10 protein-coding genes and 2 CRISPR repeat arrays are annotated in these 19,339 nt (G+C 50.8%); of the genes, 4 read left to right on the forward strand and 6 right to left on the reverse strand.

Features of this window, described 5'->3' with window-relative positions:
• Nucleotides 1–148 precede the first annotated feature (148 nt).
• A CRISPR array of direct repeats spans nt 149–1,727; the repeat unit is 37 nt; unit sequence ATTCGAATAACCAAAATCCTCGTCAGGGGATTAAAAC.
• Between the two features lie 113 nt (nt 1,728–1,840).
• Nucleotides 1,841–2,181: a CRISPR direct-repeat array (repeat unit 37 nt; unit sequence ATTCGAATAACCAAAATCCTCGTCAGGGGATTAAAAC).
• Nucleotides 2,182–2,771: 590 nt separating this feature from the next.
• Nucleotides 2,772–3,581 carry an alpha/beta fold hydrolase gene (locus tag JOD20_RS19750; RefSeq protein WP_204756923.1) on the reverse strand — a complete coding sequence of 270 codons (810 nt, stop codon included), beginning with the start codon at nt 3,579–3,581 and terminating at the stop codon, nt 2,772–2,774.
• A gap of 404 nt (nt 3,582–3,985) precedes the next feature.
• On the opposite strand from JOD20_RS19750, the gene JOD20_RS19755 reads away from it, so the two are divergent.
• From JOD20_RS19755 to tpiA, 4 genes are read left to right on the forward strand one after another with little or no spacing between them, the layout of a single operon-like run.
• On the forward strand, nt 3,986–4,789 hold the full coding sequence (locus JOD20_RS19755; protein WP_204756924.1) for a TlyA family RNA methyltransferase: 804 nt from the start codon (nt 3,986–3,988) through the stop codon (nt 4,787–4,789).
• Nucleotides 4,786–5,460, forward strand: coding sequence for a protein-L-isoaspartate(D-aspartate) O-methyltransferase (locus tag JOD20_RS19760; RefSeq protein ID WP_204756925.1), 675 nt, complete (start codon nt 4,786–4,788; stop codon nt 5,458–5,460). The genes JOD20_RS19755 and JOD20_RS19760 overlap by 4 nt, the downstream gene beginning before the upstream one ends.
• Before the next feature lie 5 nt (nt 5,461–5,465).
• Nucleotides 5,466–6,107, forward strand: coding sequence for a zinc metalloprotease (locus JOD20_RS19765; RefSeq protein WP_204756926.1), 642 nt, complete (start codon nt 5,466–5,468; stop codon nt 6,105–6,107).
• A gap of 18 nt (nt 6,108–6,125) precedes the next feature.
• Nucleotides 6,126–6,878 carry a triose-phosphate isomerase gene (gene tpiA / locus JOD20_RS19770; protein WP_204756927.1) on the forward strand — a complete coding sequence of 251 codons (753 nt, stop codon included), beginning with the start codon at nt 6,126–6,128 and terminating at the stop codon, nt 6,876–6,878.
• A 412-nt stretch (nt 6,879–7,290) separates the two neighbouring features.
• Here tpiA and JOD20_RS19775 read toward each other — a convergent pair whose 3' ends face one another.
• From JOD20_RS19775 to JOD20_RS19795, 5 genes are all read right to left on the reverse strand, one after another.
• On the reverse strand, nt 7,291–9,390 hold the full coding sequence (locus JOD20_RS19775; RefSeq protein WP_204756928.1) for a GmrSD restriction endonuclease domain-containing protein: 2,100 nt from the start codon (nt 9,388–9,390) through the stop codon (nt 7,291–7,293).
• A 275-nt stretch (nt 9,391–9,665) separates the two neighbouring features.
• Nucleotides 9,666–11,732, reverse strand: coding sequence for a UvrD-helicase domain-containing protein (locus tag JOD20_RS19780; RefSeq protein ID WP_204756929.1), 2,067 nt, complete (start codon nt 11,730–11,732; stop codon nt 9,666–9,668).
• A gap of 169 nt (nt 11,733–11,901) precedes the next feature.
• On the reverse strand, nt 11,902–14,640 hold the full coding sequence (locus JOD20_RS19785) for a site-specific DNA-methyltransferase (RefSeq protein WP_204756930.1): 2,739 nt from the start codon (nt 14,638–14,640) through the stop codon (nt 11,902–11,904).
• 474 nt (nt 14,641–15,114) lie between these two features.
• Complete coding sequence (locus JOD20_RS19790) at nt 15,115–15,492, reverse strand: PH domain-containing protein (RefSeq protein ID WP_204756931.1); 378 nt, start codon at nt 15,490–15,492, stop codon at nt 15,115–15,117.
• Between the two features lie 439 nt (nt 15,493–15,931).
• A complete protein-coding gene (locus JOD20_RS19795) occupies nt 15,932–18,982 on the reverse strand; it encodes a BPTD_3080 family restriction endonuclease (RefSeq protein ID WP_204756932.1) in 3,051 nt (1,016 codons plus the stop codon).
• Nucleotides 18,983–19,339: the final 357 nt, after the last annotated feature.

The following is a 19,339-nucleotide window of genomic DNA, read 5'->3' on the forward strand; positions in this document are numbered from 1 at the left end:
GTCATGGTGATGGCTCCATGAACAAGCGATGCTGTGCTGAGCATGCCATGGAATCGGGCGCTTGTCGAGACCCCTATGGATTGTGCAACACTCTGGTCAGGGGATTAAAACATAATAGCGGCCACCAAAGCACCAATACCAGCACTACATTCGAATAACCAAAATCCTCGTCAGGGGATTAAAACCTGGCGTTGATGACCACGAAACCGTTGTGATCGTCGTAAGATTCGAATAACCAAAATCCTCGTCAGGGGATTAAAACCTCCTTTGACTTCCACAGTAGCGGGCAGGCCATACACAATTCGAATAACCAAAATCCTCGTCAGGGGATTAAAACTTAATATCGGCGGTGTAAAAATTACACTTGGCAACAATCATTCGAATAACCAAAATCCTCGTCAGGGGATTAAAACTCCATTCGTACAAAAGCATAGCCATCTAACGATTGTTCGATTCGAATAACCAAAATCCTCGTCAGGGGATTAAAACCAACAAAACCACGTAGTTTATTCAGGCTATCAACGCCTTTGATTCGAATAACCAAAATCCTCGTCAGGGGATTAAAACTCATGTTGAATCTGAGAAATTCTTTACAATGCAAGGTGATTATTCGAATAACCAAAATCCTCGTCAGGGGATTAAAACTGATCTTAAGCTTGTTGGTGCTGGCCGCACTGGGTCATTTGTCATTCGAATAACCAAAATCCTCGTCAGGGGATTAAAACCGATAACAATAAGCCATAGAATAAGCAAAACAAAGAAACTTAATTCGAATAACCAAAATCCTCGTCAGGGGATTAAAACCCACATTCTAAGCATGACTTATTGATAGATGTTCCATTATTCGAATAACCAAAATCCTCGTCAGGGGATTAAAACTGTGTGGTGATGGCTCAAATAGCCATTTATGGGTCGATGCATTCGAATAACCAAAATCCTCGTCAGGGGATTAAAACCTTGCCTTGGTGCTGCCATTATGGCGCTTGGGCCTGACGATTCGAATAACCAAAATCCTCGTCAGGGGATTAAAACGAAATTTAATTATTGCAGCCTACAATTCCTATAAAAAGAAATTCGAATAACCAAAATCCTCGTCAGGGGATTAAAACCTTTCACTGGTTTTGCCATACAATCTCCTATATCCAAGATTCGAATAACCAAAATCCTCGTCAGGGGATTAAAACTGCTTGAGCTGTGAGACTAATCCGTTTCAAGGATGCTTTTAATTCGAATAACCAAAATCCTCGTCAGGGGATTAAAACTCTGCTTCACATCCCGCACCCATACATTTGGGAATTGATGCATTCGAATAACCAAAATCCTCGTCAGGGGATTAAAACGCTCAGCATCAACCGCGTCATGGGCTGCCAGTCTTCATAGATTCGAATAACCCACATCCTCGGCAGGGGATTAAAACATGTCCTCTAACAAAAACTTGGCAATGCTCTGGCTGTCCATTCGAAGAACCCACATCCTCGGCAGGGGATTAAAACCGGATGTTGCGCCAAACGGGCAAGTTGTACTCGTAGATAGGATTCGAATAACCCACATCCTCGTCAGGGGATTAAAACTTTTGAAATTAGCATACGTCCTCCTGTGCCACTATCAATTCGAATAACCAAAATCCTCGTCAGGGGATTAAAACAGGCTCTTTTTTACTAGTTAATTTGTGCTTGGATACGAAAAAAAATTCGAATAACCAAAATCCTCGTCAGGGGATTAAAACCGATTCACATGGTAGGTTTTCCCATAGATATGATCCTTAAATTCGAATAACCAAATCCTCGTCAGGGGATTAAAACTCAAGCTAGAGCCATTCGCACACACATCACAATTGAAAATTCGAATAACCAAAATCCTCGTCAGGGGATTAAAACGGCGTTCTGGAATATCAATAGCGACAGTAACTGTATTGATTCAAATAACCCACATCCTCGTCAGGGGATTAAAACTGAAGGCCGTTGGCGCTCCAATTGCGCCCGCAGTCTTTGAATTCGAATAACCCACATCCTCGTCAGGGGATTAAAACATAGGTTGGATACATGGTGGCAGGCTTGCGCGTGGTGAATTCGAATAACCCACATCCTCGTCAGGGGATTAAAACGCCTATTGTGATGTAGGATTCGCCCAAGTGGGCCTTGTAAATTCGAATAACCCACATCCTCGTCAGGGGATTAAAACTGGCAACTACAGCGCACCAACGCTGTTGGATAAAATATTAATTCGAATAACCCACAATCCTCGTCAGAGGATTAATAGCAGATCGGGTTTTGGTGGGTCGGGTGGGCATCGAACCCACCTAAAACCTCATTTTCTCATTTTGCAAGGGTCGATTTTTAGCGAGGTATTGAAGCGCAACAACGATTATTGATCACCACCCTTCCGTCCCGCCTCAAGGCGGGAGACGCAGGGGTTTTCATCCCCTGCACCCCAAATATTTAGGAGTTGGAATGTTACTGTGATTCTATACCCCCAAACTTCGTGTGCTTCGCGATTCTTCATTGCTGATCCCTGACCCCTGATTACGAGACCCTCGTTCACCACCCTTCCGTCCCGCCTCAAGGCGGGAGACGCAGGGGTTTTCATCCCCTGCACCCCAAATATTTAGGGGTTGGAATGTTCCTGTGATTCTATAACCCCAAACTTCGCGTGCTTCGTGAGCTTCTAAGTATTAATAACTATTGAAATTAAAAAATGGACGGATTTTCGTGCATTGCTCGAAGATTCGTCCATTTTGTATTTAAGGGCTATCAAGGCAGGCTAAATTGGGGCTATGCGCTGGGGGAGCCGACTGCCGCAGCAGCAATGAGGTAGTGCCTAAACAGGGGCAACAAGTGTTTCGCGTTCACCATATGGCCTTGGCCTGCAAGCTGATCGTAGCTCGCATTGGGAATTTGTGCGGCTAACTTTTGGGATAGGCTACGAATCCCAGCTGGGCTTTTTGCGCCAGCCATGACATGCACGGGAATCTTGCATTGGCTGGCCCGCTCGAATGGTGGTAGATCGGCGGTTAAGCTCAGGTCGTAGGCGAGCGTTGGGGCAAGTGTGACCATGGTTTTCCAGCCTGGCATCAAACGCAGCATCCAACCAACAATTTTGGGCATGCCGATGCCTTGTAAAAAGCTGGTGATGGCACGAGCATGCTGGCCATGGGCAAGCATTGTTTCGATCTTGGCGCGCAAACTGGAATATTCGGCTTTTTCTGCTGCATCGTGGACGTAGGCTGGATCATAGAGGAACACTTGGTCGAGCTTTTCGGGATAGTGCAGCGCCGCTTCAAGCGCCAAAACAGCGCCCGAGGAATGGCCATAGACATGGGATTTGCCACCAGCAACCTCGATAAGCGCCAGCAAATCTTCAAGCTCACGTTCAAGGCTATACGGCAAGCTATCAGTGCTATCGCCACGCCCGCGCCGATCGTACTTGTAGACCGTAAAAGCTTTGGCCAAGGCTTTGGCATCGCTAACAATCGGCGGAAACGAGCGAAAACAGGTTGCGCCGGTTACATAAATCAGCGGCGGGCCACTCCCATACACATCATAGGCCAGACGTGTTCCATCTTGTGAGCGGATAGTCTGCATTGCTGCTCCAATCGTATCAAAGCGGTAACTGCACTGGTACATCAGGTTAACCGCCGCCTGATCCCCTCACCCCAACCCCTCTCCCACGTGGCGGGAGAGGGGCTTTCATGCCGTGGTTCTTGCGCACGGCGTTGGTAAAAACGGCTGCTCCCCCGCGCCCGCGTCCAGTGGGAGAGCGGGCTGGGGGGGGTAAAGGGGACACGGTTGACAAGCCAATGAACCAGTACAGGTAACTGCGCCAGTATAGCATAAATAGCACATATGATCTATATTAAATCTCCTTAGCTTTATCTGCCATAATTGCTGACAATAATTAATAGCCTTGTGGTCACGCCATGCGTGGCCTTTTTGTATTTAGGGGTTTCAGTTAAAATGATAGCCAGTCTACACAAAGGATTAGTCGCATGACCAAGGTTAAAAAGCAACGTTTAGATGTCTTATTAGTTGAATTGCAACTTGCGCCAACCCGCGCCAAAGCCCAAGCATTAATTATGGCAGGCGATGTGATCGTCAATCAGCAAGCTGAAACCAAAGCTGGCACGCTAGTTGATCCTGCTGCGCAAATCACGCTTAAATCGAGTTTGCCCTATGTTGGGCGTGGTGGGCTAAAACTTGCCCATGCACTCGATAGCTTTAATCTTGACCCGCAGGGCCAGATTGGCTTGGATGTTGGGGCGTGTACAGGCGGGTTTAGCGATGTGTTGTTGCAGCGCGATGCAGCCCATGTCTATGCAATTGATGTTGGCTATGGCCAGCTCGATTGGAAAATTCGCCAAGATCCACGGGTGACGGTGCTCGAACGCACCAATATTCGCTATTTGGAGCAGTTGCCCACGAGCGAAGAGCAAACGGCAGCGCTGGCAACCTGTGGGGTCGTCGATGTTTCGTTTATCTCGCTGGGCTTGGTGCTGCCAGCAATGTTGCGCTTGCTGACCGCCGATGCCTGGATTGTCTGTTTGATCAAGCCGCAATTCGAGGCTGGCCCTGAGCATGTTGGCAAAGGCGGCATTGTGCGCGATTCGGCGGTGCATCGCCAAGTAATCGAACGGGTGGTGCAGCAGGCAGCTGATTTAGGCTTAGGTTTGGCTGGATTGACTCGCTCGCCCATTACCGGAGCAGAGGGTAATATCGAATTTTTAGGCTATTTTCAACGGGGCGCTGCTGCAACAATTGATTTGTTACAGGCGTTAAGTGGCGTAGGTGTATGAGTGATGTTTGGCAACAGCAACGACAGCGCATGGTCGACGAACAATTAATCACACGCGGCATTCATGATCAGCGAGTTTTGGCAGCGATGGCGCATGTGCCGCGCCATTTATTCGTGCCAGAAGCCGCACAAGCCCAAGCCTATAGCGACCAAGCCTTGCCCTTGACGCTGGGCCAAACCATCTCGCAGCCCTATATTGTGGCCTTGATGGCCCAGGAATTGTTGCTGAATCCTCATGAACAACTACTTGAAATTGGCGCTGGTTCAGGCTATGCTGCCGCAGTATTTGCCGAATTGGTGAGCAAGGTTGTGACGATCGAGCGCCATCAAGCCCTCGCCAAGCAGACCTATGCGCTGCTCCACGACTTAGGCTATCGCAATATCGAACTCATCTGGGGTGATGGCTCGTTGGGGTATCTGGCAGCAGCACCCTATCATGCCATTAGCATTCCGGCGGCCACGCCGCAACTTGCCCAAACGTTGCTCAGCCAATTGCACGATGGCGGGCGCTTGGTTGCTCCGGTTGGCGAGGCCCACGATCAACGCTTAATTCGGCTGCAACGCCACGGCCAAGATTGGCAAAAAACGAGTATTAGCAACGTTCGCTTTGTGCCGCTGATTGGCGCTGGTGGCTGGGAGCAAGCACCAAAAACCACAGCGGAAGGAGAGTAGGCTCAATGTTTAATCCACAGGCTGGCTATCCATTTCGCTCAGGTAACAAACCGCGCAATGAGCTATTTGAATTTGCCAAAGCATGGCTTGGAACGACCCTCGCCTTTGCGTTGGTTTATCGCGGTTTAGGGCTGCTGAATGCAGTGATCATTATGGGCATCGCCGCTGGCCTCGGCATTGTCATCCACGAATTAGCTCATCGGGTTGTAGCGCGGCGCTTTGGCAGCCAAGCCCATTTTTTTGCCAACGATGCGATGTTGGTGATTTCAGTGCTGCTGGCATTAACTGGCTTTATCTTTGCAGCCCCTGGTGCGGTGCATCATCGTGGCTATCTGACCAAAAAACAAGTTGGTTTGGTCGCGGCTGCTGGGCCAGCCAGCAATATGGTTCTCGCGCTGCTTTCGTTAATTATCATCCAAATTGCCAAGATCCTGAACATTGAGTTTCTGTTTGTCATTGCCTTCTATAGCTATGTGGTCAATTCGCTACTGGGGATTTTTAATATGATCCCTTATGGCCCGTTGGATGGCGCTAAAATTATGGACTGGGACATGCGGGCATTTATTGCCATGGCCTCCGTTGGTGGGCTGTTGTATGTTGTACAATACCTGCCGATCGCCAAAAACTTAATTGTCTTTGGCTTCTAAAGCTTTTTTGGAGGATGTATGCGCCGACCATTGTTGGCTGGTAATTGGAAGATGCACTACGGGGTCAGTGAGGGTGTGGCCTTGGTTGAGGCACTTAGCGCTGATTTGACCGATTTGAACGACCGTGATGTGGTGGTTTGCCCACCATTCACCTTGTTGGGCAGCTTAGCGCCCTTGCTTGATGGGACTGCCGTGGCTTTAGGTGCGCAAAATATGCACTACGAAGCCAAAGGCGCGTTTACTGGCGAAATCGCGCCCCAAATGCTCAAAGAATTGGGCTGTAGCTATGTGATTTTGGGCCATAGCGAACGCCGCCAATATTTCGGCGAAACCGATGAGCTGATCAATCGCAAAGCTCATGCTGCCTTGGCCAATGGCCTCAAGCCGATCGTGTGTGTTGGCGAAGTTAAGGCCGAACGCGATAGTGGCCAAGCAGAAAGCGTCGTGGTTGGGCAATTACGCGGCAGTTTGGCTGGATTAAGCGCCGAGCAATTGCGCAGCGTCGTGATTGCCTACGAACCAGTCTGGGCAATCGGCACTGGCCATACCGCCACTCCCGCCGATGCCCAAGCCATGCACGCCCGGATTCGCGCCGAATTAGCAGCCTTGAGCGACCAAGCAACCGCCGACGCAATCATTATTCAGTACGGCGGTTCGGTCAAGCCCGATAACGTCGATGAATTGATGGCTCAGCCTGATATTGATGGCGCATTGGTTGGCGGAGCCGCGCTCAAAGCCGCCGATTTTATTCGGATTGTACGCTTTAAGTAGGGACGATCCCTCACCCCCCAACCCCCTCTCCCACTCGACGCGGGCGAGGGGGACGATCCCTCACCCCCCAACCCCCTCTCCCACTGAACGCGGGCGAGGGGGAGCCGCCGTTTTTACCGATACATTGCGCTAGAACCACCGCATGAAAGCCCCTCTCCTGCTCGGCGGGAGAGGGGTTGGGGTGAGGGCTTCTTCACAACCGATCTTTGAAAGAACTCCCCTAACCCTCTCGCCCACTCGACGCGGGCGAGGGGGAGCCGCCGTTTTTACCGATACATTGCGCAAGAACCACGCGGTTAAAGCCCCTCTCCTGCTCGGCGGGAGAGGGGTTGGGGTGAAGGCTGTTCCTCGCCCACTTGAATGCAGGTGAGGGGCTTTTTGTCGTTGCAGCCATTCTCATGGGCAAATACAATTAGTCATCGCTACTCACTTCATCGGTCTCATCCTCGCCCTCATCGCGCACCAAGTCAACTTTATGCAAACATTCTTCAAACCACAGCAACCCAGCTTCAGCAGTATGAAGATCAACATTACTCACATGGTTATGATGTGCCATTGCGTTACGCACAACCAAAACCGCATCCATATGCTGATCAAACTTCTTGCCATCACCGAAAACATCGCTAAAAAGCGGCCAATTTTTGCCTTCCTTCATAATTTTGCGGTAATCGCTAAACAGCCCCATGCCAATGCGCGCTGCTAAACTCGAATATTGATCGTGTTCATAGGGATGTTGATTAATCCGTTGTTCAACCCGACTCATAAACGTTTTGCGCATATAACTGGGAATTGCCTGCTCCCATGCGTGTTCACCAAAAGATTCGGTCAAGCGTTGCGCAACAATATCGCGGAGTTGATGTTCAAGGATAGCAATCCGCTGCTCAATTAATTCCACATCAGAGCGTGGCCATAGCGCTGGTGCATCAGTTAAGGAATCAAGCAGCTTATTGATTGCCTCAGCAAGTAGCTTGCGGCGCTCTATAACAAAAGCTTCAAAATTCTCCCACAAGGCAGGATTATTGGGCACAGATTGGGCTTTTAGGCGCGCAGGCTCAATATGTTCGCCAGGAATATAGACACTCGGTGGTTTGCTGCCAATTTTTTTGTTCGCTGAGCTTGAGAGAAATGCCAAATTTGCAACTTGATCAACAATTCGACTGTCGTTGCGCAGACTATAGGTTTTGGAGAGCAGCGCTTTCGGAAAAATGTGATGGTATTCTATATGTTGGCCTGCCCCAATTTGAACTCCATTAAACCAATCTTGCGCATTATTCATGCGAGCCAACACATAACTCATCACCATAAATGGCGAATTACTGCGTTGATCACGTAATTGACGTTCATCAATTGGCCGTTCGCCAGAGCGATCAAAAATGTTTTGGGTCATTGCCAAAATCGGTTCGGAATTGCCTAAGGCTGAAACATCTTGATCAGTTGTTGATTCTGGGCTAGAACTATAGCGCGACCAAATGAGGGCCAGATAAACCCAGCGTTGCAACAGGCGGGCATCTCTGGTTGAGATATGCGCACCAAAGCGATCAAAATATTGGGTCAGTGGCACAAGAATCGCTTGGGTTGGCAACATCCAGAGGCGATCGATCAAACAGTTATGTACCAGAAAGGTCAGTGCTTGCTCCATTGCTGGCTTCAAACGTTGCCAAAATGGGGCTATTTCCTCGACAGTTGCTTGTGAACGCTGCCCACGAAACATATAGGCAGGTCGGCTTTGACCACTAAACATCGAGGCAAGTGTGCGGATAATCATGCCATTGCCAATTTCGATGCCAAACTTTTTCTCTACATGCTGGCGAAAATCTTCAAATTCGTTGGTAATACCCGACCAACGACTAGACAATTGAGCTAAAGTTAGGTCGGCACTACTCAGTCGGGTTCCGCCAGAATTGATGCGCACAAAAATGTCAGTCACTTCATCATAATCAACATCAGTCAAACGATTAACCCGATAGGTATAATCGCGGATTTTGTCGATTCGATTAAGCCGATCCATAATTTGCGCACCCTCAGGGCTAAAGCCATAGCTCTGAAATTGCTCTTGCATAATGGTCATCGCGCCATGAGCAAATAAGCGAATCAGCGAAACCCAATTTGGATCGTTGCGATGACGCGGGGTTGCCACGTCAAATTGCTCGCTATGCACATTGAAGACAATATCAATCGGCCTAGTTTTGGATCGAACTTGGACTGGACGACCTTTGAGAATCGCCGAAAGTGAGGTCATGCGTTGCTGACCATCTAAGAGCAGATCGGGCTGACGACCAGTTTTACTTTGCATTGGGCTGCCTTGCAGACTAATCGCTGAGGTTGCGGGCAGATCAGTCGTCGACCAAACCAGTAATTGACCGCTCGGATAGCCGCGATACAGTGAATCAAATAAATCACGAACTTGCGTCGATTTCCAAACATAGCCGCGTTGCATCTCTGGCAAGAGCAAATGTCCATGTTCAATATCATTAACCAATTCTTGAATTTTGTGATCATGGCTTGAGATCATGGGATGAAAACTCCATAAGGCTAAAATTATCGATCGCTGTACTTAATTGTTATTTTCCCCTCGCCCACGAAAATGCGGGATGAACGATCCCTCACCCCCCAGCCCCCTCGCCCACTCAACGCGGGCGAGGGGGAGGAACAGCCCTCACCCCCAGCCCCTCTCCCACTGAACGCGGGCGAGGGGGAGCCGCCGTTTTTACCGATACATTGCGCAAGAACCACGCGGTTAAAGCCCCTCGCTCGCTCCGCGGGAGAGGGGTTGGGGTGAGGGCTTCTTCACAACTCCAGATCATCCAAAAATTCTGAGGCGGGCGCAACGCCCGTTACCAGCAGATGATCGCGGGCACGAGTACAGGCAACATACAATAAATGGCGCTCGGTGGTGTAAATTTCGCCAATATCCGATTCATCGGCGGCGCTGTTGAGCCGCGCTTGCGATGGAATAACTTGATCATCACAGGCCATCACGACCACGGCGCGAAATTCGAGGCCTTTGGCTAAATGCATGGTCGCAAGGGCTGTGGCATTACTGGGCGCTGTAAGTTGCTGATCAAGCACTTGCCACGGCAACCCGCTGGCTTGTAACGTGGCCTCGGCCCGCGCCAACTCTGCTGCTGAACGCACAAAAACGCCAATTTCATGGGCTTGAATGCCTTCGCGCTGCCGTTCTTGCAACCATTCCACAATTGCTTGTTGTTCGGCGGCAATGGTGTTGCTGACCACGATTTGCGGCGGTGCGCCGTTGAACACCGAAATGGTGTGGTTGCGCTCCTCGCGGTTGCCATCAACATCGGCAATGCTCTTGGGCAGCAGTTGATCAGCTTGGCTGCGAATTTGATGGCTGGTGCGGTAGTTAATCGTGAGGGTATGCGAACGCCCACGAATATCCACCCCAACTTGTTTCCACGAGAAGGGCTGTTGGAAAATACGCTGGCCTTGATCGCCAGCAAAAAACAGGCTATCAGGCCGTTGGTTGCCCAGCATCGCCAAGAAATGCAATTCGGCCACATCGAGATCTTGGGCTTCGTCGATAATGGCAAAATCATAGGGGCGCTGCTCGATTGTGGCATACAGCGCAGCCAATTCATACCAAAGCATCGACCATGTTTGCAACCCACGTTCGTGCAAGGCTTGACGCACCTCGGCAAAGTAGGCCCACAGCACTTCGCGCTGCTTGCCACCAATCCGGGTTTTGCGCCCCAAACGCGGCACATCGCGGTAGGCTTCCCACGTTTGCACGTTCCACGCATCAACAATGCTGGCCCATTCGCTGCTGAGGAAGCTTAGGTTATAGCTAAGCTGGTGCTGTTGACGCAGTTCATTCAACAGTTGCTCCAAGGCAGCAGGCTCGATAATTTGCGGCTTTAGGCCATGCTCGGCAGCCAAATCAAGCGCTAGCTCGTGCATATCGGCAATCGTAATCCGTTCGCGAATCGCTGGCTCGTTGCCAATCAGGCGATTTAGTTTGTGATGCAGAGCATTGGCCAACGTCGGCGAGAAGGTTGCGAGCAGAATTTGGCTATTCGGATGTAGTTTGGCCAAATGCACTGCCCGATGTAAGGCAACTACAGTTTTGCCAGTGCCCGCCGAGCCAGCTACCCGCGCTGGGCCGTTGTAGCCGCGCTCGACAAATTGGCGCTGCACCGGATGCAAAAAGACTGTCCATTGTTCCCACGGATATTCCAAGGCCCGCTCCAACTCTTCGACGTTGTTGAGCACGCGGAAGCGGCGTTGCGCATCGGGGTGGGCAAATGGATCGCCTTGGAAATCGACAATTGGTTTGCTTGGCGTGCCACCGATTGCCAGCTCCATCAGTGCTTCGCTGGCTTCTTGGGGCAAGTGCAGCAGAACATCAAGAAAATTGTCGTCGGTCGCTGCTAGCACATCATCAAGCCACTCGGTTGGCACGCCATAATTGAGCAAACTATCGCGGGTTTGTTGGCGAAAGATCGCTGGCTTGGCAGGCGTTGGCGCAGCTACAAGGCTTGGTTGATAGATCACGACTTCTTCGACGCGCTCGCGAATTTCGACCAACTGGGCGGCTCCGGTGCGCGGGTGTTGCTCGATTTTGCGCCGCATCGCCCATTGATAGGCGGCATCGTGATGATTAACGTAGCAGAGCAAAATGCTCAAATCTGTTTTATGTAAAATAATTCGAATGTCGTCGTTAACCCGCACCGACCAAAAATGGGCATCTTTGGCCCGCTCTAGCCGATGCATTTGGAAGCTGGGATGCGCTGGGTTTATTTGCAGATCAAAGGCCGTGGTTTTGACAGCTTTTTGTTCGTTGTTGGTTAGTTGTTGTAGGCTTTGCTGAAAAGTATCAGCAATAATTACATTCATCGTTGCCTCGCACAAATAGATTTTGAGATCCCCTCGCCCTGAATCCCCTCACCCCCTAGCCCCCTCTCCCGCCCAGCGGGCGAGAGGGAACCTATTGCGCATCGTTTTTTCGTCCTCCCCCTCGCCCGCGTTCAGTGGGCGAGGGGGTCGGGGGGTGAGGGATCGTCCATTAAATACTAAACACTTTCATCACTTCGTCGCCAAGGTGGTTGATGACTTTGACGGCGATGCGGCCTGTGCTTGGCTTGGCGAATGGCCGCGAATGGTCGCTGTTGAGGCTTTCCCACGCGGTTTCGTCAATCTCTGCTTTGAGGCTGGTTTTGAGCGCTTTGTAGGGATCGTTCGCGCCCAAAAAGTAGGCATGACGCACAAAAAAGCTTTCGCCGTTGTAGTCGCTATCAATAAACCAACAGGCAATATGCTCCGGCCCACCAGATACCACTGCGCCAGATTGAGGGTGGAAAATATCAACGCCATGGATTTGCACTTGAATTTGTTGGCCTTCAGCGGGCTTGATCGTAATATCTGGCTCGCCGAAAATCACAAACAGGTTGCCAGCGCCGGTGTTTTTGAGCGTGTCGGCCATATGCAAATCGGCATTCATGCGCGCTTTGAGAATTGGAATGCGGCCTAGTTTTTCAAATTCGCTGGCGTGCGCATCGTAGTTGAAGGCGCAGGCAATCAGCACATCAAAGCCAGCATCGCCAGCCTCACGCGCCGCCAACACGAGGTCGCCACGCGGCACGGTGCCAAATTCGGGGCCAATAAAAATGCCCGCTCGGCGTTGGATGTTGCTATCGCTTTCGAGGTAGGTCGCTTCGGCACAAATATACTTGCCCGGCCAAGCCACAAGGCTATTGAAGCTGATGCGGCCTGCTTTATGGGCTTGTTGCACGCCCGCCGTGCGCAAATTGTCGAGCATGGCTTTGACAAAGCTATCGGGATCGCCGTAGCTGGCTTGTTGCTCGCCAACGAAACGCCCCAATGGCTTAAGTTGATCATGTTCGTCGACGACGAGCACGCGATGCGGCGAGAGGCTTTCGACCGTAAACGGCCCTGCGACGCGCACGGTGTTTTTTTCTTCGTAGGGCTTGTCGTAGAGCAATTCTTGGTCGGCTTTGGCCGCAATCGAAGCATCGATTTTGCGCTGGCGTTCGATGCGCGCTTGCCACCAAGCACTATGCAACTCAACCGCCTTGCGCGACCAGTTGGCCCCTGCTTCGCGCGGAATTTCCCACTCTTGCCACGTTTGGCCAAGCTGGGCGTTAAGTTGCCCACGCAAGGGTTCGAGCACTGTTTGGTATTCATCCCAAATGGTGTCGATTTCGGCGTTGTTGGCGATCGATTTGAGCGTGATATGCGGCACGCGCTCGTAGACAAAGCCATGGCGCAGGTTGTTGTAGCTTGGGCTGGAATTGGGAATTTTGCCTTGCAACTCTGCTTCTTTGCGTTGGCCTGCCGCCGAATCGGCCAGCAAATAGTAGGGGTAACGCGCGCCCATAATCCGCGCCCGCGCCAAGGCCAAGGCCACCCGCGAGGTATCGATGGTGATCCAGCGCCGCCCCCATTGCTCGGCCACATAGGCAGTTGTGCCGCTGCCACAGGTCGGGTCAAGCACCAAATCGCCTGGGTCGGTCGCCATGAGAATGCAACGTTGGACAACTTTTATATTAGTCTGAACAACATAAATCTTTTCTTCTGTAAATCCACCACTAGCAGTATCGTCCCACCGATCTGTAAGATTCTTTACAGACCAATCTTCCAAAAAGCGTTTATAATAAATGCTTTTAGAAGAAGCAATAATTCGATCACCCCTCTCTAATCTTATCATTCCCTGCAATGTAGTTTTCCATTGACGACCCTTTGGTAGATTTGCGATTGTTTCTCCAAATTTATACGTATAGATGCATGATTTAACGTTATTGTTTTGACCAGTTAAATCACTAGACCTATATAATCTTCCATAAGTATCATTTTTAAATAGAGTATATTGAGCGTCATTTTCATTTTTTTCTAAAAATATTTGTCTATACTTTACAGATTGTTTATTTTTTGCATACCATATTATATAATCAGATGTTACAGGTAATAAAGTTGCTCCCATTCCTGAGGTTTTAGCAACCTGAATTTGTCTGCAAAAATTCTCATCGCCAAACACCTCATCCATCAAGGCACGCACGCGGTGCACATTCTCATCGCCGATTTGGACAAAGATCGAGCCGCTTTCGGTGAGCAAATCGCGGGCAACTGTCAAACGATCGCGCAAGTAGGTCAAATACGAATGAATACCATCGCGCCAAGTATCGCGAAACGCCTTGACCTGCTCTGGTTCGCGGGTAATGTGGTCGCGGTTGCCATCCTTGACATCGCGGCTAGTGGTTGACCACTGAAAATTTGAGTTGAACTTAATGCCATAGGGCGGGTCGAAATAAATGCACTGCACCTTGCCGCGCAAGCCCTCGCGCTCGCCGAGGCTAGCCATCACCTGCAACGAATCGCCCAAGATCATGCGGTTGGTCCAATTGGCCTCGTGCTGATAGAACTCGGTGGCGGCTTCGGCGCTGGGCAAGCCATTGAAATCGGCGAACAAATTCATTTGGATGTCGGTTTCATCGTTGCGTTGGCGGCTTTGGCGGCGCAAATCGTCGATCAACACCTTGGGATGCAATTTCTCTTGAATATAGAGTGGTGGGGCAGGCACGACCAAATCCGACCAATCTTGTTCGTCCTTGCCGCGCCACATGAGTTGCGGGTCGAGGTCGCGATTGCGGCGGTCGTAGCTGACGGGCACTGGTTGTTTTTGGCTATCGTCCATCACCGATTCGTGCTCGGCGCTGGGAATATTGCTGCGCCGCGCCTCGTGGTGGGTTAGGGTTTCGACTTTTTTTGCTGGTTTTTGTGGTGGCATCGTGCTACTACTTTCTCTAAATTGCAGGTTTGGCGGTAATGAGGTGGTGAAGGGTTGGTTTTAGCAAACCATTGCATTGGTGATCACCACCCTTCCGTCCCGCCTCAAGGCGGGAGATGCAGGGGGTTTTCAGCCCCCTGCACCCCCAAATATTCACCTTGTGGATTGTTGCTGCTTTGTCTATTCCCTCATATGTTCCTTCGCGATCTTCGTGTGCTTCGTGGTTGCTCATGGCTGATCCCTTGACCCTAACTCCTGGCCCCTCGCTCACCACCCTTCCGTCCCGCCTCAAGGCGGGAAACGCAGGGGGTTTTCAGCCCCCTGCACCCCCAAATATTCACCTTGTGGATTGTTGCTATGCCTTCTTATTCCCGAACCTTTGCGAGCTTCGCTCAACCACGAATTCCCGTGCTCCCCCTCGCCCGCGTTCAGTGGGAGAGGGGGTTGGGGGGTGAGGGCTGTTCCTTGCGCCTACTAGCTCAAAACATACTGGCTAATAATTTTATTGAAGCGCACAATATCAAAGCCCCCCTTAATCTCGAAGCGAACTTTGCCCAAGGCGCTAACATACACTTCCAACTCGCAATCGAGGTCAAGCACGCCAGCGGTTTCAATCGAAAATGCTTGAACTTTGCTATACGGAATCGACGTATAATCGACTTTTTTGCCAGTAAAGCCTTGAACATTGGCGGCGATAATGCGTTTATTGGTAAAAGCCACCTGATCGCGTACGGTTTTGAAGACAGCAATCACCAGTTCTTCTTCGATTAGAAACTGATGAATTGGCTCGAAGAGTTGTTCAACGGGAATCGGGTTAAGCTTGAATAGCATGCTTTTTTGAAAATCAATCATTGAATTATCCTTTTATGCTGCAAATTAATTATGACCGTTAGGTTCCTCATCGCTTGCCTGCTGAAAAACGAGATTTGGGCGTTTGCGTGGCATTGGTGTTCACCACCCTTCCGTCCCACCTCAAGGCGGGAAACGCAGGGGGTTTTCAGCCCCCTGCACCCCCAAATATTCACCTTGTGGATTGTTGCTATGCCTTCTTATTCCCGAACCTTTGCGAGCTTCGCGTGCTTCGGGCGAGGGGTCGGAGGTCAGGGGCTGGGGATCGGTATCCCGTGCTGTGCCAACCACCTGTTGCCAACGCCAATGATTTTCCGCTAGCCAAAAGCGTAGAGACTTTCATCCCTCATCCTTCATACCTCATCCTTCAGTTGCTCTGCGCCTCTGCGTTAAAGTGCTCTTCGTGGTTTCTACTCGTTAAATCTCGATCCTTCGCTCAATCCTACCCACGCAGGCCGCGAATACACTGTTGCACCAAGCTATTGAAATCGGTTTGCATATCGACGGCGCTGGTAAATTCGGCAAAAGCCCAACGGCCATACTCGCGCAGATGATTGACCCCAGGAATCCAATAGGTTTTCATGGTGTTTGCTTTGGTAACGGCGTTCTCGTTGCGAAAACCCTTGACCTCGATCACCACCTGTAACAGATCGTCGCGGCCATGGCCATCGTCGAGCAACACGATAAAATCGGGCCAATACATGCGTGGCGTTGCGCCATCGAGGTAAGGCACTTCAAAGCCCAAGCCTTGATTTTTCACATAGCGAACGACCGCAGGATGCGCTTCGGCGATGCGACAAAACTCTGCTTCCCAATCGCTATCGCAAACCACCCAATTGATGTGATTGCGGCGTGGGTCAGTTTTCCAGCGCAACGCTTTCGAGGTCGTGAAATTGACATGCTGAGTTGAGCCAATTGGATTATAGGCATCGAGCATGGCGCGAATTGGGCGCTCTTTAATCATCGCCTGATTAATCGCATCTTTGATCCGCAAACAAACTTTATCGGCAATCTCTTGATAAAGAACTTGGGCGGGGAAAGTTCCGCCGCTGCAAATCAGATAGCCACCTTCAAGCCATTGGCGCACAATCCGTTTTAGCTCGCCAAACAAATTGAGCCGCGGCTCTTGGTCGGCATCGCGGAAGTGGCTATACAACAAATGTTTGGTCAGATTAAAAACAATCGTTGAAGGCCGCACATCTTCTAAATATTGCACCGTGAGTTGAACTTCTTCGCCAATAATCCCTTGATTATGGGTAATTGATGGACCGACGATCTGCGGCGTAAGCTCAAACTTCGAGTCCTCGCCAAATTGGGCAATCAAGCGATCGTCGGGCAATTCCACCCGATAGCCAGTTACCCGTGGAAAGCGAATCTCCAAGGCATCGCGGTCGGGGCGCACCGCATGCACGCGCACGGTTTCGCGCGGCGTTTGCGGCTTCACAATCACTGGGTGGGCAGTGAAATCAAACGGAATGCCCAACACATCTGCATACTCGACATTAAACAAGCCGTTGTCGTTCAAATCGTAGGATTGGCGGCGCAGCGCCCGCCCAACCACTTGCTCACATAACAATTGGGTGCCAAACGCCCGCACGCCCAGCACGTGAGTGACCGTGTTCACATCCCAGCCTTCAGTCAACATCGAAACCGAAACGACACAGCGCACCGATTCGCCCAAGCGGCCAACCTTGCCGACGGTGTTCATCACCTCGCGCAACAATTCTTGGTCGCTGATGCTTTCGACTTGGGCGTTATTGCCGCTGCGCTCAATCATCTCGCGCCGGAAGCGCTCAATTTCATCGGCAGCCATCGCCCGAAAATTAGTATCCAAGGCATCGCCCGATTCAAGCTGCTCGCTATCAATCAACAACGTGTTGGGGCGCGCCAAGCGGTTGCCATACTCATCGAAATTGCGAAAGAGCGCCAAACGGCCTTCGTTATAGCTCGACGTGTCATTCTCGCCCTCGCGCATAAAACCACTAATAAAATCGTAGACCAGCTTCGAGGTTGCGGTGTTGTTACAAACCACAATAAAGACCGGTGGCACGCTAATTCCTTCGTTTTGCCATAGCTCGAAGGTTTTTTCATAGTGGCCATAGAGCGCATAGAGGGCAGTTTGCAACTCGACTGGCAAGCTAAGTGGGTCAAGCCCAGCTTGTTTGCGGCCTTTTTTAGGCAATTTTTTGCCAATATGCTCCCACAAATTGCGCAGCATTGGCATTTCGTCGCGGCTCACATTATCGGCAACTGGCACGCGCGGCAATTTAACAATCCCAGATTCAATTGCATCCATCAACGAAAAATCGCTGACCGTCCATGGAAACAAGGTACCTTCAACATAGCCAGAGCCGCGCAAAAAGAAGGGCGTGGCCGAAAGATCGATCACTGAGCTAATGCCAAGTTTGGCCTTGACGGTTTCGAGGCCACTAATCCATAAGCGAGCAGCCTCGTTATTGCGTTGAGCTTCTTCTTTTTCGTCTGCTTGAATCTCATCGAGCGCCTGATCGGCTGGGCGTTCGCGGTAGCAGTGATGAGCTTCATCGTTGATCACCAAAATCTGTTTGAGGCCCATCAGTTCGGGCATAACCCGCTGCAACATCTGGCCATCGCTTTCGAGCGTATCAAGCGGATCGCCACGGCCTTGCAGCAAGGCGCGATTGCCCGCCGAAAGATTCAAGCGTTCGCGGCGTTTGAAAGCGTGATAATTGGTAATCACAATTTTAGCCCGACCCAAACTTTCGAGGTATTCTGGTGGCACCAATTCGCGTTCACGATAATAACTATCAGGATCATTGGGCTGCAACACGCGCAAGCGATCGCGAATCGTAATGCCTGGAGCAACAATCAAAAAGCCGCGGGTAAACATTTTGCGCAGCGGGTGATAAACTGCATTAATCGTTTGCCACGCGATCAGCATGGCCATCACTGTTGTTTTGCCCGCCCCAGTTGCCAATTTCAAGGCAATTCGCAATAATTCGGGGTTGGCTTGGCGATTGGAGCGTTCGAGATGATCGCTAAAATAACTGCCGCGTTTGCCCAAGGTTGGCAATACCTCAGTCAGCCAAATCATAGTTTCAACCGCTTCGACTTGGCAGAAAAATGGCCGCACGCTCTGGAAGTTTTCTGAGCGCCAATGGCGCAAAAGGCGCGCGGTTTCGGCGGTCACCTTCCAATCGGCCTCGTTGGGCAAGGCGCGCCAGCGATCGACCTCTTGGCGCACACTATTGATAAACTCAGTTGGGTTGTAAACCTGAAAATCAGTGGCATGCTCGCCAGCGTCAACAAAGCCTTCAGTGCTGACCAAAGTTAATTGCTGGCCACGGGAAGCTTTTTGTTTGCGTGGCTTCGGCACCGGAGAGACAAAATCAGCCGAGCGCCGTTGGTGCATAATCCGATTCGTTGGTTGGCCTTGGGCATCAAGCTCCCAATGACGTTGCGGATAACTATACGGCGAATTGAGGATGGGATGATCAAAAAAGCTCGTATCCATAAGCTCCTTCAGAATCTCAACGGCAGCCAGAACGGGGGAAGCGTCACAGCTCAACGAGCCACAATGCATCCTTGCACTGCGTACCAGTAGTGTAGCGGATCATGTCAAGCAACAGTGGTAATCGTAGCACACCAAATGGTATACATCCAATCACCAAAACGCGCAACTGCATTCTAGCAGCGAGCATATTCCACATTTGTGCCGATGGCAAAAAGATACCCGTTACCCCAACTCCCATTCCGTCCAACGGGCGAGGGGCTTTTTTGCACATGCCCTCACCCCAAACCCCTCTCCCGTCCAACGGGCGAGGGGCTTTTTGCACATGCCCTCACCCCAAACCCCTCTCCCGTCCAACGG

The organism is Herpetosiphon giganteus (assembly GCF_016907925.1).
Classification (GTDB): domain Bacteria; phylum Chloroflexota; class Chloroflexia; order Chloroflexales; family Herpetosiphonaceae; genus Herpetosiphon; species Herpetosiphon giganteus.